General features: G+C 66.1%; 22 protein-coding genes and 9 tRNA genes. 10 read left to right on the top strand and 21 right to left on the bottom strand.

The window, feature by feature from the left end; translation table 11 throughout:
* Positions 1-39: 39 nt before the first annotated feature.
* The 4 genes from ACPXY0_RS17880 to ACPXY0_RS17865 form a co-directional block, all read right to left on the bottom strand.
* The gene (locus ACPXY0_RS17880) at positions 40-1,185 is read right to left on the bottom strand and encodes a DUF4062 domain-containing protein (protein WP_423926915.1); all 1,146 of its coding nucleotides are present in this window, start codon (positions 1,183-1,185) and stop codon (positions 40-42) included.
* Positions 1,186-1,250: 65 nt separating this feature from the next.
* Entirely contained in the window at positions 1,251-1,502 is a 252-nt protein-coding gene (locus ACPXY0_RS17875; RefSeq protein WP_423926913.1) for a type II toxin-antitoxin system RelB/DinJ family antitoxin, read from the bottom strand.
* 1 nt (position 1,503) lies between these two features.
* On the bottom strand, positions 1,504-2,775 hold the full coding sequence (locus ACPXY0_RS17870; RefSeq protein ID WP_423926911.1) for a serine hydrolase domain-containing protein: 1,272 nt from the start codon (positions 2,773-2,775) through the stop codon (positions 1,504-1,506).
* A gap of 135 nt (positions 2,776-2,910) precedes the next feature.
* Positions 2,911-3,177 (bottom strand): hypothetical protein, encoded by a 267-nt coding sequence (locus ACPXY0_RS17865; RefSeq protein WP_423926909.1) that lies wholly within the window; start codon positions 3,175-3,177, stop codon positions 2,911-2,913.
* A gap of 36 nt (positions 3,178-3,213) precedes the next feature.
* Here ACPXY0_RS17865 and ACPXY0_RS17860 point away from each other — a divergent pair, with 36 nt between their 5' ends.
* Together ACPXY0_RS17860 and ACPXY0_RS17855 are read left to right on the top strand one after the other, a co-directional pair.
* Positions 3,214-3,459: a type II toxin-antitoxin system Phd/YefM family antitoxin gene (locus tag ACPXY0_RS17860; RefSeq protein ID WP_419934393.1), complete on the top strand. Its 246-nt coding sequence runs from the start codon at positions 3,214-3,216 to the stop codon at positions 3,457-3,459.
* On the top strand, positions 3,456-3,869 hold the full coding sequence (locus tag ACPXY0_RS17855; protein WP_423926907.1) for a type II toxin-antitoxin system VapC family toxin: 414 nt from the start codon (positions 3,456-3,458) through the stop codon (positions 3,867-3,869). Before ACPXY0_RS17860 ends, ACPXY0_RS17855 begins: the two co-directional genes overlap by 4 nt.
* 15 nt (positions 3,870-3,884) lie before the next feature.
* Here ACPXY0_RS17855 and ACPXY0_RS17850 read toward each other — a convergent pair whose 3' ends face one another.
* Both ACPXY0_RS17850 and ACPXY0_RS17845 read right to left on the bottom strand, forming a co-directional pair.
* Entirely contained in the window at positions 3,885-4,475 is a 591-nt protein-coding gene (locus tag ACPXY0_RS17850; RefSeq protein WP_423926905.1) for a VanZ family protein, read from the bottom strand.
* 29 nt (positions 4,476-4,504) lie between these two features.
* A complete protein-coding gene (locus tag ACPXY0_RS17845; RefSeq protein ID WP_423926903.1) occupies positions 4,505-4,798 on the bottom strand; it encodes a HigA family addiction module antitoxin in 294 nt (97 codons plus the stop codon).
* 207 nt (positions 4,799-5,005) lie between these two features.
* On the opposite strand from ACPXY0_RS17845, the gene ACPXY0_RS17840 reads away from it, so the two are divergent.
* Entirely contained in the window at positions 5,006-6,109 is a 1,104-nt protein-coding gene (locus ACPXY0_RS17840; protein WP_423926901.1) for a hypothetical protein, read from the top strand.
* Between the two features lie 42 nt (positions 6,110-6,151).
* Here the strand turns inward: ACPXY0_RS17840 and ACPXY0_RS17835 are convergent.
* Positions 6,152-6,224, bottom strand: a tRNA-Lys gene (locus tag ACPXY0_RS17835).
* 192 nt (positions 6,225-6,416) lie between these two features.
* On the opposite strand from ACPXY0_RS17835, the gene ACPXY0_RS17830 reads away from it, so the two are divergent.
* The 5 genes from ACPXY0_RS17830 (at position 6,417) to ACPXY0_RS17810 (ending at position 9,728) form a co-directional block, all read left to right on the top strand.
* Positions 6,417-7,568, top strand: coding sequence for a tyrosine-type recombinase/integrase (locus tag ACPXY0_RS17830; protein WP_423926899.1), 1,152 nt, complete (start codon positions 6,417-6,419; stop codon positions 7,566-7,568).
* A 50-nt stretch (positions 7,569-7,618) separates the two neighbouring features.
* A complete protein-coding gene (locus ACPXY0_RS17825; protein ID WP_423926897.1) occupies positions 7,619-7,828 on the top strand; it encodes a helix-turn-helix transcriptional regulator in 210 nt (69 codons plus the stop codon).
* 531 nt (positions 7,829-8,359) lie between these two features.
* Entirely contained in the window at positions 8,360-8,854 is a 495-nt protein-coding gene (locus ACPXY0_RS17820) for a hypothetical protein (RefSeq protein WP_423926895.1), read from the top strand.
* A gap of 17 nt (positions 8,855-8,871) precedes the next feature.
* A complete protein-coding gene (locus tag ACPXY0_RS17815) occupies positions 8,872-9,222 on the top strand; it encodes a hypothetical protein (RefSeq protein WP_423926893.1) in 351 nt (116 codons plus the stop codon).
* Positions 9,219-9,728: a hypothetical protein gene (locus ACPXY0_RS17810; RefSeq protein ID WP_423926891.1), complete on the top strand. Its 510-nt coding sequence runs from the start codon at positions 9,219-9,221 to the stop codon at positions 9,726-9,728. The genes ACPXY0_RS17815 and ACPXY0_RS17810 overlap by 4 nt, the downstream gene beginning before the upstream one ends.
* A gap of 1,055 nt (positions 9,729-10,783) precedes the next feature.
* Here the strand turns inward: ACPXY0_RS17810 and ACPXY0_RS17805 are convergent.
* The 3 genes from ACPXY0_RS17805 to ACPXY0_RS17795 all read right to left on the bottom strand — a co-directional run bounded on the left by ACPXY0_RS17805 (position 10,784) and on the right by ACPXY0_RS17795 (position 13,341).
* A complete protein-coding gene (locus ACPXY0_RS17805; protein WP_423926889.1) occupies positions 10,784-11,488 on the bottom strand; it encodes a hypothetical protein in 705 nt (234 codons plus the stop codon).
* A gap of 396 nt (positions 11,489-11,884) precedes the next feature.
* Entirely contained in the window at positions 11,885-12,976 is a 1,092-nt protein-coding gene (locus tag ACPXY0_RS17800) for a hypothetical protein (protein ID WP_423926887.1), read from the bottom strand.
* A gap of 74 nt (positions 12,977-13,050) precedes the next feature.
* Entirely contained in the window at positions 13,051-13,341 is a 291-nt protein-coding gene (locus ACPXY0_RS17795; RefSeq protein WP_423926885.1) for a hypothetical protein, read from the bottom strand.
* 656 nt (positions 13,342-13,997) lie between these two features.
* On the opposite strand from ACPXY0_RS17795, the gene ACPXY0_RS17790 reads away from it, so the two are divergent.
* Entirely contained in the window at positions 13,998-14,339 is a 342-nt protein-coding gene (locus ACPXY0_RS17790) for a plasmid mobilization protein (protein WP_423926883.1), read from the top strand.
* A complete protein-coding gene (locus tag ACPXY0_RS17785) occupies positions 14,339-15,538 on the top strand; it encodes a relaxase/mobilization nuclease domain-containing protein (RefSeq protein ID WP_423926881.1) in 1,200 nt (399 codons plus the stop codon). The genes ACPXY0_RS17790 and ACPXY0_RS17785 overlap by 1 nt, the downstream gene beginning before the upstream one ends.
* A 163-nt stretch (positions 15,539-15,701) precedes the next feature.
* On the opposite strand, the gene ACPXY0_RS17780 is transcribed toward ACPXY0_RS17785, so the two are convergent.
* From ACPXY0_RS17780 to ACPXY0_RS17730, 11 genes are all read right to left on the bottom strand, one after another.
* Positions 15,702-15,774, bottom strand: a tRNA-Ala gene (locus ACPXY0_RS17780).
* Positions 15,775-15,822: 48 nt separating this feature from the next.
* Positions 15,823-15,894 (bottom strand) — tRNA-Glu (locus ACPXY0_RS17775).
* Between the two features lie 35 nt (positions 15,895-15,929).
* Positions 15,930-16,004: transfer RNA gene (locus tag ACPXY0_RS17770), tRNA-Arg, on the bottom strand.
* A 17-nt stretch (positions 16,005-16,021) separates the two neighbouring features.
* Positions 16,022-16,093 (bottom strand) — tRNA-Thr (locus ACPXY0_RS17765).
* A gap of 2 nt (positions 16,094-16,095) precedes the next feature.
* Positions 16,096-16,168, bottom strand: a tRNA-Trp gene (locus tag ACPXY0_RS17760).
* A 42-nt stretch (positions 16,169-16,210) separates the two neighbouring features.
* Positions 16,211-16,283 (bottom strand) — tRNA-Phe (locus ACPXY0_RS17755).
* 3 nt (positions 16,284-16,286) lie between these two features.
* Positions 16,287-16,359, bottom strand: a tRNA-Asn gene (locus ACPXY0_RS17750).
* A 75-nt stretch (positions 16,360-16,434) separates the two neighbouring features.
* Positions 16,435-16,508: transfer RNA gene (locus tag ACPXY0_RS17745), tRNA-Met, on the bottom strand.
* Positions 16,509-16,596: 88 nt separating this feature from the next.
* Positions 16,597-18,399: a gamma-glutamyltransferase gene (ggt, locus tag ACPXY0_RS17740; RefSeq protein WP_423926879.1), complete on the bottom strand. Its 1,803-nt coding sequence runs from the start codon at positions 18,397-18,399 to the stop codon at positions 16,597-16,599.
* Between the two features lie 375 nt (positions 18,400-18,774).
* Entirely contained in the window at positions 18,775-19,212 is a 438-nt protein-coding gene (locus ACPXY0_RS17735; RefSeq protein WP_423930737.1) for an AAA family ATPase, read from the bottom strand.
* A complete protein-coding gene (locus tag ACPXY0_RS17730; protein WP_423930735.1) occupies positions 19,095-19,826 on the bottom strand; it encodes an AAA family ATPase in 732 nt (243 codons plus the stop codon). Before ACPXY0_RS17730 ends, ACPXY0_RS17735 begins: the two co-directional genes overlap by 118 nt.
* Between the last annotated feature and the right edge of the window lie 301 nt (positions 19,827-20,127).

The following is a 20,127-nucleotide window of genomic DNA, read 5'->3' as shown; positions in this document are numbered from 1 at the left end:
ACTGCCTCCGGCCCCTGCCGTACCAGAGGTCCGGAGTTCTCACCATACGTTGTTGGCCCATCCGCGGAATCGAAGTTCGACCAACTTGATGATTCGGGCGATTTCGGATTCGGGCTCGCTGAGGACTGTCCTCGAGACGCGGCACGGGTCGAACACGATCACGGGATTCTCGGGGCACTTGGGCGGTATCGGGAGACCTCCCGGCCCGTGGTCCGCGACGCGTTCGAAACTCCGCTCGCCTACATCGTAGAACGCAGCACCGTACAGCAGCGGATCGTACCGCCTCGGAGGGTCGTGGTCGTTCCACCAAGCTGCGGCGAACGACCAGGATCGTTCGAGACGATCACGAACCACGTCGGGATCAAGCCGGTACATACCGATCAGGAGACGGTTCGGGTCTCGCGATATCGGGCCGGTGACGTTCTGCACGACGGTCAACGTGCCGTCACTGTGGATCGTTATGATCGTCGCGCGTTCGTCCGGCATCGAGCCCTGCACTTCTCCCTGTCGGATCCGCAGCCGAGCGAGCGTGGCCTCCGGCTTCTTGCGCAGTTCGTAGTTGAGCAGGGGTGGATCGCAGTTGTGAGCCAATTGTTGGAGTCGCTGCTGTAACGCCGCATCGTCGAGGGCCACGGGATCCACTACCACCTCGTCACGTGGCGTGGCCCAGCACGTCTTCACCCATACGCTGTCCTGAGTGTTCTCCGGCTTTCGATTCAAAGCCGCCCGAATCCTCGCTTCCGCCCCCATCTGTGGTCCGGGGGCCCCTCCGAAGTCGACCGCCACAACTGCCTCCGATACTAGCCGTCTCAAGTCGTTCGCATCGTGAAATGACTTCCGAAAATGCCCGCCGATGTAATCTTCGACCCTCCGCACAAACTCCTGTTGCGGCGGCTCACGCACCGCACCGTTCTGAACGAAGACCAGAATCGGCAGGTGCCGCCGGCGCGCTTCTTCGTATTCCTCCTCGGTCGCCGACCGGCCCGATGGTGCTAGCCATCCGTACCGTGCACCGAGCAGCACCACGAGCGCGTCCGAGCTCTGTACCCCATCGAGACAGGCGTTACGAGGGGAAATCGATTGAGCCGCGAAGTCCTCCGCCAGAACCGGATCGCAGCCGACCTGTTGAATCCCGAGCCGAGCGGCTTCACGGTACTCACCGTAACCCCCCATCACCGAACTCACGAATACCCGCGGGCGGATGTCGTTCCGCCCGCTGTTCCGAACATCCGTTCGCCTTTCGCCCGGTATCATCGCCCGCCATCGGGCCCAGGTTGGGGCCGGATCGTCTCCGTTCCAGAGCCGGGTCGGCTTTCGTCGAGGTCGAGGAACAGCTCCTTGACGCTGCCGAAGCGCGCACCCTTCCCCTCGTCCACTTCCTTCATGGCCTCCAAGGTGAGCGCGTTCGGCACCGGGGCGGCAGAGGGGCGCCGCCTCTCGTCCGCTACTTGCAGCAATCGCCGTCGGATCGCGTCCGACACGGAATCCCCCGGCTCACTCACGTCAGCGGCTGGACGAGGCCGCGGCCGCGTCGTCGATCGAGTCGATGACGAGTTCCAGCAGTCCGTCGATCGCGCCGCCGGGGATCCAGCGGGCTACCACGACGAGATCGTTCACCGGGTCGCAGTAGATCATGTTCGTGCCGTTGCCGAGGTGGGCCCACGCCTCCTCGGGCGCGCTCGGATAGCGCTTGTCCCCCGCCTCGTTCGGGACGTTGAGCATGAAGTTCATGAACCCGTAGGAACCGTTCGCGGGGCCGGGCGTCGTCGCGAGGTCGAACCACTCCTCGGCGAGAAGTTGCCGGTCCCCCCACTTCCCGCGCCGCAGCGTGAAGAGGCCGAAGCGCGCCTGGTCGCGGGCGTTGATGAACATGCCTCCGCCCCAGTGGCCACCGCCGCTCACCGACTGAACGCGGCGGCCGTCGATCGTGATCCACGAGTTCTCGTAGCCGTTCCAGCGCCACGTCGGGGAGGCGCCGATCGGTCCCATCACGCGCTCGTGCAGGACCTCGGGCAGGGCGCGCCGCAGGACGCTCGCCGCGGCAAGCGCAAGGACGTTCACCCGCGTGTCGTTGTACTCGTAGGCGGTGCCCGAGGGATGTCGCTCGCGCGTCAGCCACGTGGACGGGTCGCCGCTGGGACGATCCGCCCAGTCGGGCTTGCCCCACAGCGTGCCCTCCCAGTCGGAGGTCTGCCGCAGGAGGTGGTCCCACGTGATCGTGCGGTTGTGCTCGGACTCGAACATCGTCGTCGGATCCGGCTTCCCGAATCCGATCCGGTCCACGCCCGGCTCCCCATCGCCCGGGGGCACGTCGATCGGGGCCATGTACTCGCGCACGGTGTCATCGAGCGAGCCGATGAGCCCTTCGTCCCAGGCGAGTCCCACGCTGGTCGAGAGGAAGGACTTGGTCACGCTGTACGTCATGTCGACGCGCTTCGTGTCCCCCCACTCCGCGACGATGTAGCCGTGGCGCACGATCATCCCTGCCGGCCCACCCCGCACGCTGAACGGCCCAACCCCCTCCCCGAGCGGTTCGCGCCCGAAGCTCCGGCTGTGCTGGAACTCCCGGTCGCGCGCCTGGGTCGTCTCGTGCTCGAGGGCGTATTCGACGGCCGCCTGCACGCCCTCGGCGTTCATCCCCACCTGCTCCGGAGTGCGCGTCTCCCACGCGTCCCCGCGCGCCGGCAAGTACTGCGCGGACAGGGCCACCGGAACGACGACCAACGCTGAGACCGCAAGAACTCCTGCTCGCAGCGCACCTGGGTGTGCGCGCATCATACCCTCCACCTGCATGAGAACCTCCAGATTCGGGTCGACCGCGGGAGGCATCGTAGCGACTGACACGGTGCCGGTACACGGGGCCCGGCGTCTGGACTAAGGGCCCTCGGGGTACAAGCGGACGCTCTGTGCCTACCGTGGCGAGAAGCGGAGCCGCACCACGCGCTGCACGTCGAACTCCATGCGCTGCACGCCGAGCGCCACGTCGCCGCTCACCCCGCCCAGCGTGAGATCGATCCCCCGCGGCCATTCGGCCGTGAAGAGGATCTCTCCATCCGGATCGTAGACGTGGGCCCTGAGGATTTCGTCCGCCTCGGCCCACGCGAGCCGTACCCAGAGCCGGCCATCCTCGTAAGCGTTGTGGCTTGCCTCACATATTTGTACAATAGTTATGTACATAACTGGATGTTTGGAACAGGACACGGGGGCATGTCGATGACGAAGACCGTTGGTGTCGCGGCCTTCCGAAAGGCGTGTGCGCAACTCATCGCACGCGTAGGCAGGGACCGCGAACCGATCACGATCACCAAGCACGGGCGTCCGGTCGCCATGCTGGCGCCGGTGCCGGCGCCGGGTGACGGAGATATCCAACTCTTCGGCGCGCTGAAGGGTTCGGTATCGGCGTACGATGACCCCTTCGCGCCCGCCGCGGACCCCGGTGAGTGGGACGCCATGCGGTGATCGTCCTCGACACGCACGTATTGATCTGGGCCATACACGGTGACCCACGGCTTGGGTCGGCTGCGAAACGGGCCCTGGACCCCCCAGGGCGCGAACGCAGTGTGGGCGTATCCGCCATCACGCCTTGGGAGATTGCTCTCCTCTCCGAACGCGGAAGATTGCGTCTGGACCGTGATGTCGGTGAATGGATCGACGCAGCGCTGACGGTGCCCGGAATCTCTCTCCTTCCCATCGAACCGGAGATCGCGATCGGAAGCGTACGCTTGCCGGGATCCTTCCCGGCCGACCCGGCCGATCGGTTCATCGTCGCCACGGCACGCCACCACGGAGTCCCGCTGCTGACCGCCGACCGAAAGATCCTGGCCTACGGCGCGGAGGGGCCCCTCCAGACGCTCGACGCGCGCAACTGACGGGGGCTCCCCCTGCTACCGGGCGCGGAGCCACCCGCCGAGCCAGCGCCGCACCCAGCGGAGCGAGACGCTCGAACCGACCGCCATCACACTCGCCAGCAGGTCGAACAGGATATCGAACCAGTCGAACGTCCGGCTGGGCAGGAAGAACTGGATGCACTCGTCGACCACCCCGACCAGCGTCGTCCCCACGATCGCCAGTACGGCCGGTACCGGGACCCGCCTCTCCTGACCCCGCCGTTCCACAAGGGCTTCATGGACGATGAGCGCCAGTACCGCGTACTCGATGAGGTGGGAACGCTCGGCCGCACTGATCCCGCGCGCGAATCCGATGACGGCGATCGCCGCGACGCCCAGCGCGAAGCCGACTTCGACGCCGCGCGAGCGCTCCCTCAGCCCCTGAACCACGATCATCGCCCCGATCAGGAGCATGCCGGCGCTGAACATGGAGGCGGTGGCCTCGAGCAGCCCGCTCTCGCGCAGCGCGTCGGCCAGCGTCCGGGCCAGATCGGCCGTCGAGTAGATCGCCACGACCACTGCCAGCGCCCAGATCCACAGGCGCCGTTCCCGACGGGAGGAGAAAAGACGGCTTGCGTCACCGGTCATGGTGCCACGCGGGGCTTCTCCAAGGGCTGTTACGCAACCTCGCGCGGACGGATTGCACTCAGCGCGTCGGCACCAGCTCGCTCGGCAACCGCGAGTTCGTACCGATCCTGAAGGTTCATCCAACTCTGGGCGTCGGTACCGAAGTACCTCGCCAGCCGCAGCGCCGTCTCCGCCGTGATGCCGCGGCGCCCCCGGACGATCTCGTTGACTCGCGCGGGAGTCACGCCCAAGGCTCTCGCCAGAGCGTTGGAGGACAGCGCGAACGGTTCCATGAAGTCGTGCTTCAGGACCTCGCCCGGGTGTACCGGATCCAGTTCAATCATTGGCGTATCCCCCGCTCAGCGGTGGTAGTCCACGATCTCCGCGTCGCACGCGTTGCCGCGCTCGAAGCAACGTCACAAGGTCGGGGCCGGTGCGAAACACCGCCACCGGAACCCGTGAATCATCGACCAGTGGGCCGTATGATTGTTGATGCTTCGGCTGCCCGGAGGATGTCGGATGAAGGACGAGAAGAGGACGAAGCGATGAAGATGACCAAGATTCGAGCAACGGTCGCAGTGGGGCTGGTTCCCGCGGTGGCGCTGGTCGCCGCGGTGGCGTCCCCCCTCGCGCTGGCGCAGGACGGCGGGGCGGTGCCGCGCACGCCGGACGGACGCCCGGACCTGCAGGGGAACTGGACCAACGGGACGATCACCCCCATAGAGCGGCCCCAGGGCTTCGAGGCCGTGCTCACCCCCGAGCAGGTCGCCCAGATCGAGGGCGGCCGGCAGGAGTGCATCGAGGCCCACTCGCAGGCCAGCGATCCCGAGCGCGACGCGCCGGCGGCGGGCGGCGTCAGCCTCGGATGCGACTTCGTGCTCGATGCGGCGGCGGGCGGTACCGGCGGCTACAACGTCTTCTATCTCGACCGGGGGGATCAGGTCGCCGTCGTGAACGGCGAGCCGCGCAGCTCCCTCATCACGCAGCCCGAGGACGGTCGCATTCCCGGGCGCACGGCCGAAGCCCAGCAGCGGCTCGGCGGACTCCTCGCGGCCCGCGGCCAGCACGGCGAGTACGACAACCCCGAGAACCGGCCCCTCTCCGAGCGCTGCATCGTCTCGTTCGGATCCAACGCCGGCCCCCCGATGCTCCCGAACTACTTCTACAACAACAACTACACCATCGTGCAGACGCCGGCCCACGTCATGATCATGACAGAGATGGTACACGACACCCGCATCATCCCCATCGGTGTCTCTCCCGACTCCGGAGAAGCGGACGAGACCGGCGGGCCGCCGCCGTTCCCGGAGGAGATCCGGCCCTGGTTCGGCGACTCCCGCGGTTGGTGGGAGGACGACACCCTCGTGATCGAGACGACGAAGCTCAACCCGGAGCAACTCACCGGCTACCGCGAGTTCTTCGGCGCGACTGCGAACATGAAGATCACGGAGCGGCTCACGCGCGTGGACGCGAACACGATCAACTACGAGTTCCTGATCGACGACCCGGACACGTGGGAGAGCCCGTGGGGCGGCGAGGTCCCGTTCGTGAAGATGGACGACCTCCTCTACGAGTACGCCTGCCACGAGGGGAACTACGCCCTGGAGAACGTGCTGCTGGGCGCCCGGGCGCAGGAGCGCGAAGAGAACCGCTGAGGGGGAGAAGTCCGAGAGGGAAAACTCCGGGGGGGGGAAGAGTGCGCCGTCAGGGAGTCGAACCCCGAACCTACTGATTAAGAGTCAGTTGCTCTGCCAATTGAGCTAACGGCGCGCACGTCACAATGGAGCCGAGGGGATTCGGAGCTCACCCATCCTCTATGATCCCTACTCGTCCCTAGTTGTGTCCTAAATTACTGTTATCGTACGGATTTGCGAGCACTACGCGATTCCCTACTCGTCCCTTGTCGTCCCTCTTCGTATCCGTTATTCTCTCTCAAATAGTAATAACGAGAGGGATAACGTCATGAAGCGTCCGAAGAGGTTGAGTGCCAGTTTCGTCCGTACCGTCAACGTCCCGGGCCGCTACGGAGACGGCCGCGGCGGCCACGGACTGAGCCTGCTTGTCAAACCTAACACTTCCGGCGGGTTCTCGAAAACTTTCTCGCAGCGTCTCCGCATCGGCGGGAAGCCTGTCATGATTGGGCTGGGCGCGTATCCGGTGGTCACGCTTGCACGGGCCCGGGAGAAGGCCCTCAAGAACGCCCGCCTCGTGGAGCAGGACAAAGACCCTCGTATGGGGACGGTCCCAACGTTCGAGCAGGCCGCAGAGCAGGTGATCACGCTTCGTCGGGAGGGGTGGCGTGGCACGGGGAGCGAGACCCAGTGGCGGGCCATGCTCGCACGGTACGCCTTCTCGTTGATTGGCTCAAAACCCGTTGACAAGGTGGACTCCGCCGATGTCCTTGCCATCCTCGGTCCGATCTGGTTCACGAAGGCGGAGACAGCCCGGAGGCTCAAGCAACGGCTCGGGGCAATCATGCGCTGGGCAACCGTCGCGGGGCACCGGACCGCAGCCGACCCGGTTGCCGGGATAGGTGAGGCGCTCCCGACGCAGAACGGAGGCACGAGGCACTTCGCCTCGTTGCCTCATTCCGAGGTCGCGGACGCGCTGACGAGGATCCGGTCGTCGAATGCGTGGCCGGCGACGAAACTCTGCCTCGAGCTTCAAGTCCTCACGGCGACCCGACCCAGCGAGCCTCGCTTGGCGGAGTGGTCGGAGGTCGACATCGAGAACCGGCTCTGGGTTATCCCGCCGGAGCGCACGAAGGCGAACAAGCGCCATCGCGTACCACTCAGCGCGCGGGCCGTCGCTGTACTCCGCGAGGCCGCGGAGCTGTCGGGTTCCGAGGGACTCATTTTCCCGGCACCTAGTGGGAAGCCGATCAGCATCGCGACGCCCAGCAAGCTGATGAAGGATCTTTCGATCGCCGCCGTGGCGCACGGCTTCCGGGCCTCTTTCCGCTCATGGGCGGCGGAGGTGGGCCAGCCGCGCGAGGTCGCTGAAATGGCGTTGGGACATGTCGTTAGCGGCGTCGAGGGGAGCTATCAGAGGTCCGATCTGCTAGACGCGAGGCGGGATCTTATGGCGTCCTGGGCCGCGTACGTGAGGCCTTAAGCGACTGGGTTAAGAGAGGGGCGCTCTTGATAACGCATAGGAGGCCACACATGACGACCCAAGACCTTCGTCGCCGGGACGTAGAGCGGACGACCGGCTTGTCCCGCGGAACGATCTGTCGATTGATGGATGCCGACGAGTTTCCGCGGCCGGTGAAGCTCACGCCACGCGGGACTGCCGTTGGCTGGTGGCGGCACGAGATCGAGGAATGGATCAAGAAGCCGGCCCGCGTGCGGGTCCGACGCGAGGATGGGGCTTGACTCCCCACCGCCCGCGCCGAGGGGCGGGCCGCGCGCCTCTGCGCGGGAGAGTCGTTCGGAAACGCGGCTGTTACGCTTGGGCACCCCCTAAAGGGGGTGAGCCCCGGCTGTAACACGCCTGCCGTGGCTTCCGTGGGACTCTCGCGGTGCGGGATGCCGGTCGCGCACGACCCGGCTCGCCTTCGGCGACGTTGCGTGCGTAGTTCGTATCGACGAAGCGGCAGCCGACGCCATCTGGCGGGCGGCACGCGAACGCGAGCCGGTCATCACGCGCCCGGCGGCGGTGCGCGCCGCCCTCGCCAAGGCCGCAGCAGCACTACCCGCTGGGCCTCACACCACGCCGCCTGCCGCTCACGCCGCACCGGCTTGCAAGGCTGCCGCTCGCGGTCAGTGTTGGCTTCAGCACGCGCCAATCCCTGCGGATGCGGAAGGGCCAATCGGAGTCTACGCCTATCGCGTGCAGAAGCGCCGGCCCGACCGGGTGCGCTGCTGCTGCGGTAAAGAAGTGCCACTCAAACAACGAGGTGTCTCATGACGGAATGGACGAACGTTCGCGTGGAGCGCGATCTGCTGGAAGCGTTCCACGCGCTGGCCACGCGGCGCATGGGTCGAGAGGACCTATCGCGCGCCGGGGCGGTTCGTCTTGCCCTGCGCGCCTGCATCCACACGTGGGAGGAAGATCCGGCCGAGCCTGCCCCGCGTCCCGACTTGATCGGCTTGGGTGACGCGGACCTGCGTCGCTACGCCCGGCTCCAGCGCTCGTGTCTGCGGATCGCGCAGGACCTAATGAGAGCCGCCGTAGCGTACGCGGACGGACGAGAACGTCGCCAGGCGGCTCGCGGACGCCGAACTAGTACGCCGCCGCGCCGAGGTGGGAGGTGGGACGGGCGTGACGATTTCTCTCGATGGGGCGCCGCGACAACGTCGGGCTTGCATCAGATGTCACGTCAGGCACACCTTGGCGGCGTCGAAACCGTGCTGCCCTACAACGTGTACGAAGAAAGGGAACGGGTAGAAGACCACTGACCGGAGGCACCCTAGGGATGGATAAGATTGCCCGCGCCATGCGGGACTACGCGGCGCGAAGGTTCGTGCCGTTGAGCCATGGAGCTTTTCCTCTCACCCGGCGTTGGCAGCCGTTTGATTTCGCCCGTGATTTCGCCGTTGTCTTCAACGATTTCAACATCGTCATCCGCGATCTCAACGACGCTACGTGGCGCGTGCTGGTGGAGCATGGTTACCCGTCGGCGGACGATCCGGCTCTGCTTTCTCCCTCGTTCTGCGATCCCCACGACGCTGCGTTGTATGCCCTTGGGGAGCCGGCCGTGGAGATCGAGGATGATCCCGTCTTCCATGCGGACCAAGCGGATCTATTCCCGGACTGGAATCGGTGAGCGAAGACGAAAACGGGGTCGAGACTAACCTTCCCGATCGACCGGAGCAGCAGACCCCGGCCGAGCCACCTGAGCAGCAACCCCCGTCGGAACCCACCGAAGGCCAACTGCACATCGCCGGCGTCCAGGTCACCGAAAGGTGGAGCGCTCCGCTGCCTCCACCCAAGCTTCTTCGGGAGTTCAACGAGGCCGTCCCCGGTGCGGCCAACATCATTGTCTCGGAGTTTCAGGAGCAGGGTCAGCATCGTAGAGGCGTGGAGCTCCTTCGAGCGAAGGCGGAAGTCTTCGTCCATCGGATCGGGGGGGTAGCGGCTCCGCTGATAGATGTGCTGTTCCTCGCTGGCGGGTTCGGGTGTGTCTTTACCGATAGGATCCTTGTCGGGGTCGCCCTTCTCGTCGCAGAGATGATCATGATCCTGTGGCTGAGATGGAGAGTAACCGGCAGCCAAACGCCGGTGGAGATCCAAGATGCCGACGACAACGATCACGAGGAGAGGCCTACGTAGCTTCGGGAACCCCTGCCCGGCGCCGCCGTCCCTGCCCGGACACCGTCGCGGTAGTCCCGTACTACCGGATGACGGAGTGAGGTACCTCCCCTTCCAGCCGTGTCGCACTCCGGGAGGCCGAGGAGGACAGTGCCGGTAACGTCCGCCCGCGTAAGCGCCGGGGGACCGCTCCCGAGCTGACGTTGCGATCGCCTGACGCTCGCCTCCGGGGGCCCTTACAGCGCCGCATCCGGAAGCCGCGACAGGCGACCCCGCCCGATGGATCGCTATATGACCCCATTCAAGCGGGAGATAGGCCGGAGGGCATACGCCCGCCGCCTCCGTGTCCGCGCCCGAGACGTTTGGTGGCCTGCTCAACGAGGTCGGCTTTGGTCATCCTCTACCGCTCGCCGAATGGCTTGGTGCCATACGCGGTCCTCGCAAGCCTTCCACGCAGCTTCCTCCAAGGCCAAGAAGGAGTGGTGGGTTTGCGGATCGAGCAGGATGCGTTGCCGTTCATCGTCCCGCACGACCCGGCCATTAGGCCAGAGAACCCGCCCCGGGACCGGCTCGAGCACCGAGCACCGCTGGAGCCAGCTTCCGCCACCGCTCTTCTGCCGCCGCTCCGGCTTCGGGCGTTCGGGCTCCGCTTCCACACCCAGGTCCAGCTGGACCGCCAATTGGTCTCTCCGTTCGCGGGTCATTCGACACATGCGGAAAAAAGCATGGAACGCCTGCAGCGTTCCCGGACATTCTCCGCCTGGTTGCCAGTTGGGTGAATCACAGCCGTGCTCTTCCGGTTTCGCGCCGCTGGGGTGCGGCGTACCGCCTCCATCTCGCTCTCTTGTGTATGCTCCACCTGCGCCCGACGAATACGGCCGTTCACTCGGAACTCGCAGCTGGACGCCACGTCAAAGACTCAGGCCTCCTCTACCGACCCGGCTCGGGTGGGGCGTGGCGTCGAGCACCGCGAGGCGGTGGTTCGGGGCGATGCATCGCGTTCCGAGAGAACAACCCACAAGGGTTCGCAAAGGGGCACGGAACGCTTGACTGGACGGGTGACCGCCCGTGGTTACTCACCCTCCCTCCCGGATACGCTCCATGGCTTCCTCCGCCAGCTCGTCCGGGCAGGCACTCCGATAGGCTGTGTAGGTGTGCCAGCTTGGAATGCCCGCCTCGGGGTCATCGGCATCGTAGTCATCGTCATCATAGAAGTACAACGAGCCTGTGCTACGGTGGATTACGTGAGTCGCCCCCAAGGAGACCCGCATGGAAGACGGAAACTTGGTTTCAACGTGGGCGCGCAGGTCGGCGACCGTCTTGAACGGGATCACCGACTCTCGAAGGGACGCGTTCATGGAGTCCTCGTGCACTCCTGCGGCGAGTTCCCTCTCGACGTAATTCAGCAGTCGGACATCACGCGATGGGGTGTATATTGAGTCGTTCCGCTCGACGGGAACCCTGAGCACTTGGACCTCCGGCCACTCTCTTGGTGGGCCCGATCCGGTGCCTGCTACGCCGGTGGAGTCGTTCCCTCCCGTCCTGAGAAACACCACCTCTCCGCCTACTTCGTGAAGTTTCCAGCACCGCCAGATGTCTTCTCTCAACCCCAGGAGACGTGGGTAGCCGACCCATGTGTCGGGAGGCGGCTCACCGCTGCATGCCGTCAGCGCAAGAAATGCGAGAATGAACTGCCTCAGTCTACGTCCGGCACCCGGAAGACACAGGGCAGCAAGCACTAACACGATTGGGGATGCGGGGTACACACGGCCGACGCTCACTCGGCTTCACCTGTGCCTTCGTCGCGGGTTCGGGAGGGGTCGCTTTGAGACTCTCGCAGGTGATCAATAAGCCCGCTGGTAACCAACGGAAGGTCGGTGTGCTCCCAACCGCTGGCGGGCACTTCCGGCTGTTTCTCCTTAATCCATGAGGCTACCGCCAAGAGGGTCGGCTCCGGAATCTGCGAGTAAGCGCTAGCACTTCCGGTGATCCGGAACTTGCCACAGCCGGAGCAATCGCGGACTTCCCATTCGCCATTCTCGTGGCTCTCCGGGAAGTGGTTGTCGAGCCATGTCCCGCAGCAGACAACGCGCTGTCCGCAAAACTGACAACTCCCAGCGCCACCCTCTCTCCAAATCTGCGTCATGGCTCCTCATTCTCCAATCGATGTGAGGCGATTACCGTACGCATTCCGCCGCTTCCATAACTGCCGATATGAACACCTCCCACGACCGCCCAGCCATGCGCCGCCGCCAGCTATCCGGATCCGTCCACGAGCCCGGATCGTCCGGCCACAGCCCCGATTCGCGATCTGGAATCTGATCCATCACCAGCCGCCAAGCATCGCCTACGGTCGTGAGCGCCGGACACGATCGGCACCGTGCCGCCGCGCCGCGAAACTCCACTGCTATGGACACCCGCGCCGCGTATCCGCCTAGTTCGGGGGCGTCCCATTCCAAGTCAAACCCTGCAAGGCGGGCCGCCGAATCCGCCTGCGCCCACCGTTCATACAGTGCCTCCCCGTCACCGTATGCGCCGTATAACAGGTTAAGGAGTGAATCCCGCCGTTCACGAGCTAGGCCCCACGCTTCGACCAACGGCAGCAAGAGGCGTCTCGCCAAGACCGAATCAGCCTCCATAGCCCGTGAATGCGCCCCCGCTTCGGCGCGAACCCGGAGGGAGTCCCGAAGGGCACCCGATCTACGCAACAACTCCCACCACCGCGAGCTTAGGAACGCCTTCTCGTTTCCCACTTCGTCGCCCCGACGCGACGCCTCAAAGTCGCGGTCCAAAGCTACGTAGTACGAATCCCGAGCTGCGGCCATCGAGTCAGCGACCGCCAACCCCACGTGGAGGCGGACACGGTCGTCCATCAGCGAGTCCGCCCGCGCCACCGAATCCCTCCGCGCCTGGGAGTCGGAGGCGGACGTGAAGGACCCGGACAGGCCGAGCCAGATTCGATCCGACCGCAGCGAGTCGGCAACCGCCGGACTCAGCAACACCGACGCGAGCGAATCCGCGGAGTCATCCATGCGCCGGCCCAAGGTCTCGGCCTCGCCCTCAGCCTGTCTGTAGTTCCCTTCCGCCACCTGGAATTGGTTCCACAGCGAATCCGCCCGTGCCCCAGTCTCCAGCGCGGGGACGGCCAGCTCCCGCAGCATGGCCTCGGCAGCACGGCAAGACGCCGCCACCGGCGCCTGCGCCGCACCTGCGGAGGGAACGCAAACCGACACCGCAGCCAAGCCGAGCAACCGAGTCGAAGCCTTCATCGTCCTTTCTCCATCTCGAGGTTTCCCCCGGGCCTCCGATCCCACCAAAACAAGTCCGCTGGTACGCCTCCAGCTTAGCGGACGTCGCTAGGCTTCTTATCCAGGATCTTTCGAATCCTCCTGATTCTAGACTCCCGTATCAACCTCTCCTGCGCTTCCTCATTGGCCATCTCTGTCGCAAAGAACTCGACTGCGGATCGCTCGTCGGGCGGCAGCCGTTTCACGACATCGTCAAGAGCCGAGCGAGCCCAAGCTTTCAGCGAATCCGCGCCCTGCACCTGCGCCGCCCCTTTGTAAAGCCAATGATTCTCGAGCGGAAACGCGATGTGCCTTTCGGTGGGTCCATCAAGTTGTGACACAGCCATTCTCCTGTCTCGTCGGTCAGCCGAAGAAGAACACCCCGGAGAACCTGGACGCCGCCTGAGTACCGATAACGCCGACGATTCCTCTCGTGATGGCCTGCACGATCTGCGCGAACGAAAGGTCGCCCCGGGGAGGGTGCTGTCGCCAGTCGCAATCGCTGTGGCGTCTCTGGCGACGCCGGACGGTCCGGCGTTGTAGGGCGACGCCACTCTATAGGGCGCGTTTCGGGTGCTGGACACCCCGAGGATCGGATGACTGCTGAGCCTCCGGCTCGACTACATCGAGCACCAGTTCGACGGTGGCGACGGACGTGCCGCTGGCGGAGACCGGTTCGCCGTTGGGACGGCTCTGCAACCCGCAGGACATCGCCGTTTCGGTGGTTGTTGACACCGCCCGAAACGGTCCCCTGACTGTACGTCATGGCGATTCCGACGTCCGGGGATTCCGCGCTTCGGCTCCCGCGTTGAGGGCGCGATCATGGCCCCGGGGCAGCCGCCGTCGCCGCCCCTGGGGGTGAGCGGCCGGTCGCCGCTCGCTGGCCCGCAGTTTGCGGGTCGCCGGGGAGCCAGATGTGTTTTCGCGTTACGAAAACCTCTGGCTGGGGGGCATCCCCCGGACCCCCGCACGACATCCGCGCGCCACAAGGAGGCCGCCCGACATGGTCCGTCCCCGTAAGCCCGAGGCCGAACGCAGGAGCCGCACGATCTGCGTGCGCGTCACGACCGAAGAGGCCGCGGCGATCGCCGAGCGGGCCGCGGAGGCCCGCATGACGAAGGGCGCCTACATCCGCCGGAGGGCGCTGGGGCAGCCGGTCCGCACGGCGGCCGTTCACCGTCTCGGCGCCCAGGAGCGGGTCGAACTCCACCGGATCGGCGTGAACCTCAACCAGATCGCCCGTGCCCTGAACTCCGGAGCCTCGGCGCCAGCCGGGACGCTGGAGGCGGTCGAGCGGGTGGGCGAGCTCGCGGCGGATCTCTTGACCGGCGAGGCGCCGGACTGATGGTCCCGAAGATCAACGGACTGGGGCGGTCGTTCGCCGGCGTCGCGGCGTACTGCCTGCACGACGCCCCGGAGCCGGACGACCGCCGTCCGGAGACCTCGGAGCGGGTCGGGTGGACCGACACCCGGAACCTTGCGACGATCCGGCCGGAGCGGGCCGCGCGCCTGATGGCCGCGACCGCGAAGGCGGCTCCCGACCTCAAACGGCTGGCTGGCGCGGCACGCGGGGGGCGGAAGCTGGCGAAGCCGGTGCTGCACTATTCGCTCAGCTGGGCGAGGGACGAGACGCCCGACAGGCGGGAGATGAGCCGAGCGGTGGACGGGAGCTTGGAGGCGCTGGGGCTGGAGGGCCGCGAGGCGCTGATCGTCGCGCACGACGACACCCGGCACCCCCACGTCCACGTCATCGCCAACCGGGTCGATCCAGAGACCGGGAAGGCGGCCAAGCTGGGCAACAGCAAGCTCCGTCTGTCGCGCTGGGCCGAGGGCTACGAGCGGGAACAGGGCCGGATCCGGTGCGAGACGCGGGCCAAGAACAACGCGCGGCGGCGGGCGGGCGAGGAGGTGGTTCGCATCTCGTGGGAGCGGCCGCTCCATTGGGCGCGCTACCGGCGCGAGGGGATGCAGCCCGAGCGGGCGCGGCGGGCGAGGGCGCCGGCTGGCGAGGAGCCGGTCGACATGACGGCCTGGCGGCGTGCCGAGGCGCGGCTTTGGGAGAAAGTCGAGGACCGGCGCTGGCAGGGGTTCTGGCGGCTGGAGAGCCGGGCGCGGAAGGAGTGGGCCGAGCTGCACAAGCGGCAGGAGGACATGCGGCAGAAGCTCGACCGGGAGAGCCGCACCCTGCTCGGTCGACTTCGGATCTGGCGAACCGAGCGCTCGTTGCGGGAACTGGTCGGGGCGGTCCGGGGCCGGGAGGACCTGGTCGAGGGCTGGCGCGAGGACCTCGATCGGTACCACAAGGGCGAGCGGGCCGCGCTGGGCAAGGCACACGCCGACAGCGCCCGGCAGATCGAGCGGAAGGTGCGCAAGGCGTACCGAAGCGGACTGCGGGACGCCGAGCGGCGTAGACGAGCGGCGCGGGAGACGAAGGAAAGCGAGCGGACATGGGAGCGGGAGCGCGACCGGAGCATAACCCGCGTTGCCCCCCGGCCGCCCCGGCCCCGAGATCCCAGGCGTGGTGGGGGAGGGTTCGAGCGATGACCTTGACTCCTCACCCATGCCGCCGCTGTCGTGGATAACCTTCGCAGGCGTGAACCGGCAGGACGTGCTACGGGAACTTATCAAAGGGTAACCCGCAGCATAACTCCGAGGGGACGCTGCATCCTAACTTATTGATAAATAATGTGTTACGAGATGCACCGAATGGAGCCGAGGGGGTTCGAACCCCTGACCTCTGCAATGCCATTGCAGCGCTCTCCCAGCTGAGCTACGGCCCCGTGCTTCCGAGGACGGGCTGTCGGCGCTCCCGTCCGGTCCTCCGTCCATACCCCCAAGGGGAATCGAACCCCTATCTCCACCTTGAAAGAGTGGTGTCCTAGCCGTTGGACGATGGGGGCTCATCCCAATTTCGTCCGTCATCCCCTGACTGCCACGCGCCCGCCAGGACTCGAACCTGGGACCCCCGGCTTAGAAGGCCGGTGCTCTGATCCAACTGAGCTACGGGCGCCCGTCTCTCGTACTCCAAGCTCGCGGCGGGATTTGAACCCGCGACCTCATCCTTACCAAGGATGCGCTCTACCCCTGAGCTACGCGAGCGACAGGGGCGGAGGGACTCGAACCCCCAACCGCCGGTTTTGGAGACCGGTGCTCTACCAATTGAGCTACGCCCCTCCGCCGCTTCCCGCGAACCGGCCGTCGGCGGCTCGTGGAAAATGGCTGGGGGCGGAGTCGAACCGCCGACACCGGCGTTTTCAGCGCCGTGCTCTACCGCCTGAGCTACCCAGCCCTACTCCGGGGGTGGGATTCGAACCCACGACCTAGTGGTTAACAGCCACCCGCTCTGGCCACTGAGCTACCCCGGATCGTACCCCTCTTCCGCGCCATGGGTCGGAGAGCAAAACGCCTCGCCCCGCAGCTGTGCGAGGCGAGGCGAATGATAGCGGGGGCAGGATTCGAACCTGCGACCTTCGGGTTATGAGCCCGACGAGCTACCAGACTGCTCCACCCCGCAACGCGGCTCGCAGGATACACAGGAGGGGGGGAAGTGTCAACCTCGAAACCGCCTGTGGCGAGGCCTTCGCCGGGGGCCGTCCGGGACGCTATGCGGTGGCCGATCCTCCCCCCCATCCCCGCGGGTCCGGACCTCCCGTCAGTCGACCGGTATCCGGGTCGATCCCGACCGCGTGGAGCTGCGCGACGAACGCGTCGTTCGCGACGTCGAGACCGCGTCCCTCAAGCTCCTCCTTCAGGTGATGATACAGCTGCGGCTCCAGCTCGAGCAGCTGATCCTCCCAGTGCCAGCGCGGTGCGGACACGGCTTCGAGGGCCGACATGTCGAAGTCGACCGTATTGCTGATCGTGTGCTGGACGGCGCCCAGAATGCGCGTACCGCCCGCCGCGCCGGTCACCAGGATGGGCTGTCCGTCCCTGAGCACGATCGCCGGAGAGATCCCCGTGATGCGCGCCTTTCCGGGTGCGATGCTGTTCGGCCGGCCGGCTACCGGGTTGAACTGGAACATGCAGTTGTTCCAGGTGAAGCCGAGGCCTTCGGTGACGACCCCCGAAGCGGATCCGAGCGTGTGCGTGAGCGCCACGCAGTTCCCTTCCCGGTCCGCCGTCGAAAGGTGCGTGGTGTCGGGCCCCTCCGGGGGTTCCTCCACGATGTCGGGGGGGAGTTCCCGGCGGTCGATGAACGCTCTCAATTCGGCGGCACGGTCCTTCGACACCAGGATGTCCGTCGGGTCGTCGATGAACTTCGGGTCGCCGTGGTACCGGCGTCGGTCGATGAAGGAGAGAATCTGGGCCCGGCCCAGGAGCTCGACGTGGTCGGCTCTGCCGTGTTCGAGAGACGGAAGATCGTAGCCCTCCAGAAGGTTCAGGATCTCGATCACCTGGGCCCCGCTGCCCGGCAGGGCGCTCGACAACACCTCGTGCCCGCGGTACGTGCCCCGCACCGGATCGTAGACGTCGGCCGTGTAGGCTTCGAGGTCGGCCAGCGTGACGAGGCCCCCGTTCTTCTCGAAATCCGCCGCGATCCGCTCGGCGATCTCGCCCCGGTAGACCACGTCGGCCCCGCCCTCGGCGATGAGTTCGAGCGTGCGGGCGTAGTCCCGCTGCACGAGCAGTTCTCCGGCTCGCCACGGAACCCCGTTGTTGAGGAAGATGCGGGCGGAGGCATCGGTCGTCCGGACCTTGGTGAAGAACGGAACCACACCCGAGGACGACTCCGTCCGGGTCGTGAAACCGCCTGCGAGGGAGCGGGGGATCTCGAAGCCGTCGTACGCGAGCCGGATCGCCGGCTCGACGAGTTCGGCCCACGGCCGGGTCCCGAACCGGCTCCACGCCTCCCACAGGCCGGCGATCGTGCCGGGGGTGACGACGGACCGGTAGCCGATCTGGTTGATGTCGCCGCGCACCTTCCAGCGGTCCGCGTGTCCGTAGATCCGCCCCTCGAGCGCGCTCCGGTAGATGTCGGGCGTGGCCTTGCCGCCCGCCCGGCCGTGGAAGTCGATGGAGACGGCGCGTCGGGCGCGCGCGTCGAACACGACCATGCAACCGAATCCGCCGACGCCCGCCGAGAACGGGGTCGTGATGAATTGGGCGAAGGCCGTTGCGACCGCCGCGTCGATCGCGTTGCCGCCGCGTCGCAGGGCGCCGACCCCGGCCTCCACGGCGATCGGCCCGCGCGCGACGACGATGCCGCCGCCGGCACCCGACGCCCTCGTGCTCGATGCGAGCGCGGCGGCCTCCTGACCGCCCGGACCGCACGCGCCGAGCGAGCCCGTGGCGACGGCTCCCACCCCGGCCGCGGCCGTCGCGAGGAAGGCTCTTCGTGATGGGTCGGGCTGTCTGCCCGCGGACCGGGCGTCTGCAGGTCGGAGGTCAGTCCCATCAGTCTTCACGTCACGACTCCTTTCCGGAGCTCGAAACGGGCGGGAGGGAGCTCACGCCGCCCGGGGAATGGTAGCTCCGAGCAGAGGCCTGCGGGAGGTGACCCGCAAGGGTCCTTCCGTGCCCTTATGGCGGTGCCCTGCCGACCGGATGGCCACTGGCGCCTCAAAGCCCCAGCGTCCCTATCAGCTTCCGCAGTTCCTCATCGTGACGGGCTGCCCGTCTGAGATCGGTCAACCCAGGACGCCGTTTCAACTGCTGAGAGGTCAGCGATCCCTTGTGGTACTCGGTATCATCAGCACGACTTCGAGTCCCCACTTGGAAGCACGGGCCCAGGCATCCCGGCCCGCCACCAGATCTGTCTCACCCCGCCGCCCCATCCCGCCTCAACCGAATCTCGGGAGCCCGCCAAGCACGCCGGCCCGGTACTTTGAATACAGACGGACGTCACGCCGCAGGCCCTGGACATCCTGAGCACCGTAAACCCGCGTGGCCCCGCTGTCGTCCTTCTCGACGATGAAGACTTCTTCCTTCTCCAGATCGTCGAGCAAGCCGACGTGATGCGAGGACACCAGCAACTGGGCATTGCGAGGATTGCTTTCGCGGGATCGGAACCAGCTGAGAATCTCCCCCGACATGTCGACATGCAGGTCACCGTCGATCTCGTCGAGGACTGCCAATCCGGTTACATCCAGCGCGAACTTGATCAGCGGTAAGAGATGAAGCAGACGTCGAGTGCCCTTGGACTCGAGACCGAGGACAACCGGTGCGTCCAGTCCGACGTGGTTGAACCGGATGTGCTTGCCGCCGAACTCATCGGCGATCTCCATGTCCTCGATCCCCGGTCGCTCCGTTGGATCTGGGCCTCGGCCCAACGTCTGGCGTCCGGGCCGGCCTCCAGCCAACCGATGACGGTTGGGGTATCCGGAGTGAACGTCTCATTGCCTGAGATGTTGCTCGCGCTAACCAGCGAATCTCGCATGAAGGCCGCGAAACGGGCCGCTACGGGGACGTTGAGGAGTCCGAGCGTAGCCATTGCGGACCGGTTGCGCTCGACCCCCTTCAGCCGATCGTCACGAGCCCTCAGGCCCAGATCGCGAGACACGTAGATATGTGCTCCGGGGGCTCCCCGCTCGAGTAGCCGGCGGCGCCGTCCCCTGGGAAAGTGGACCAGCGCTTCATAACTCACGAAGAGCTCCTCCGTCCCGTTTTCTGTCGGCTGCCGTCCAATTACGAGTTCGTACCGAAACCTCTGCGGAGTCTCACCCGGCGCCAGGAAGTCCCCCTCGCCCTCGATGGAGAACCGTGTCGGCTCCCACCTCGTTTGGTTCGATAGAAAAGGCACCAGGTGGACGGGATTCGTAGGAGACGACACGATGCGCCCCAGATCCACCAACGCCCGCAGCAGAGTCGTCTTGCCCGACCCATTGGGCCCCATGAGAACGGCCACGGTCGGTAGACGGACATCAGGCTTGGCCGCACTCCGCCTGAAGCAACCGAGATCCGGCGCCGTGCCCGGGATCCGCAGATCGAGGGTCACTTCTTCACGTATCGATCCGTAGTTGGATACTGAGAAAGTGTGAATCATAGGCTAATGATAACGTTTTTGCGTCGACTCATAAGTATAACGTAGTAACCGCTGCATCCCGTACCATCTACACGGATTCGAGGATCGGCCACGTCGAACACGGCACCGAGCGAGCGAGAATCCGACCTGGGGCGCCGATGACCCGATGACG

It is taken from the genome of Candidatus Palauibacter sp., assembly GCF_965237495.1.
GTDB lineage: Bacteria > Gemmatimonadota > Gemmatimonadetes > Palauibacterales > Palauibacteraceae > Palauibacter.
This window is presented reverse-complemented; position numbering and strand designations above follow the sequence as displayed.

Bases quoted from the DNA above. Each gene is read 5' to 3' on its own strand.
- ACPXY0_RS17870 (WP_423926911.1), bottom strand. From the start codon at position 2,775: ATGCGCGCACACCCAGGTGCGCTGCGAGCAGGAGTTCTTGCGGTCTCA.
- ACPXY0_RS17865 (WP_423926909.1), bottom strand. From the start codon at position 3,177: ATGTACATAACTATTGTACAAATATGTGAGGCAAGCCACAACGCTTAC.
- ACPXY0_RS17860 (WP_419934393.1), top strand. From the start codon at position 3,214: ATGACGAAGACCGTTGGTGTCGCGGCCTTCCGAAAGGCGTGTGCGCAA.
- ACPXY0_RS17850 (WP_423926905.1), bottom strand. From the start codon at position 4,475: ATGACCGGTGACGCAAGCCGTCTTTTCTCCTCCCGTCGGGAACGGCGC.
- ACPXY0_RS17845 (WP_423926903.1), bottom strand. From the start codon at position 4,798: ATGATTGAACTGGATCCGGTACACCCGGGCGAGGTCCTGAAGCACGAC.
- ACPXY0_RS17840 (WP_423926901.1), top strand. From the start codon at position 5,006: ATGACCAAGATTCGAGCAACGGTCGCAGTGGGGCTGGTTCCCGCGGTG.
- ACPXY0_RS17830 (WP_423926899.1), top strand. From the start codon at position 6,417: ATGAAGCGTCCGAAGAGGTTGAGTGCCAGTTTCGTCCGTACCGTCAAC.
- ACPXY0_RS17825 (WP_423926897.1), top strand. From the start codon at position 7,619: ATGACGACCCAAGACCTTCGTCGCCGGGACGTAGAGCGGACGACCGGC.
- ACPXY0_RS17820 (WP_423926895.1), top strand. From the start codon at position 8,360: ATGACGGAATGGACGAACGTTCGCGTGGAGCGCGATCTGCTGGAAGCG.
- ACPXY0_RS17815 (WP_423926893.1), top strand. From the start codon at position 8,872: ATGGATAAGATTGCCCGCGCCATGCGGGACTACGCGGCGCGAAGGTTC.
- ACPXY0_RS17800 (WP_423926887.1), bottom strand. From the start codon at position 12,976: ATGAAGGCTTCGACTCGGTTGCTCGGCTTGGCTGCGGTGTCGGTTTGC.
- ACPXY0_RS17795 (WP_423926885.1), bottom strand. From the start codon at position 13,341: ATGGCTGTGTCACAACTTGATGGACCCACCGAAAGGCACATCGCGTTT.
- ACPXY0_RS17790 (WP_423926883.1), top strand. From the start codon at position 13,998: ATGGTCCGTCCCCGTAAGCCCGAGGCCGAACGCAGGAGCCGCACGATC.
- ACPXY0_RS17785 (WP_423926881.1), top strand. From the start codon at position 14,339: ATGGTCCCGAAGATCAACGGACTGGGGCGGTCGTTCGCCGGCGTCGCG.
- ACPXY0_RS17730 (WP_423930735.1), bottom strand. From the start codon at position 19,826: ATGGGGCCCAATGGGTCGGGCAAGACGACTCTGCTGCGGGCGTTGGTG.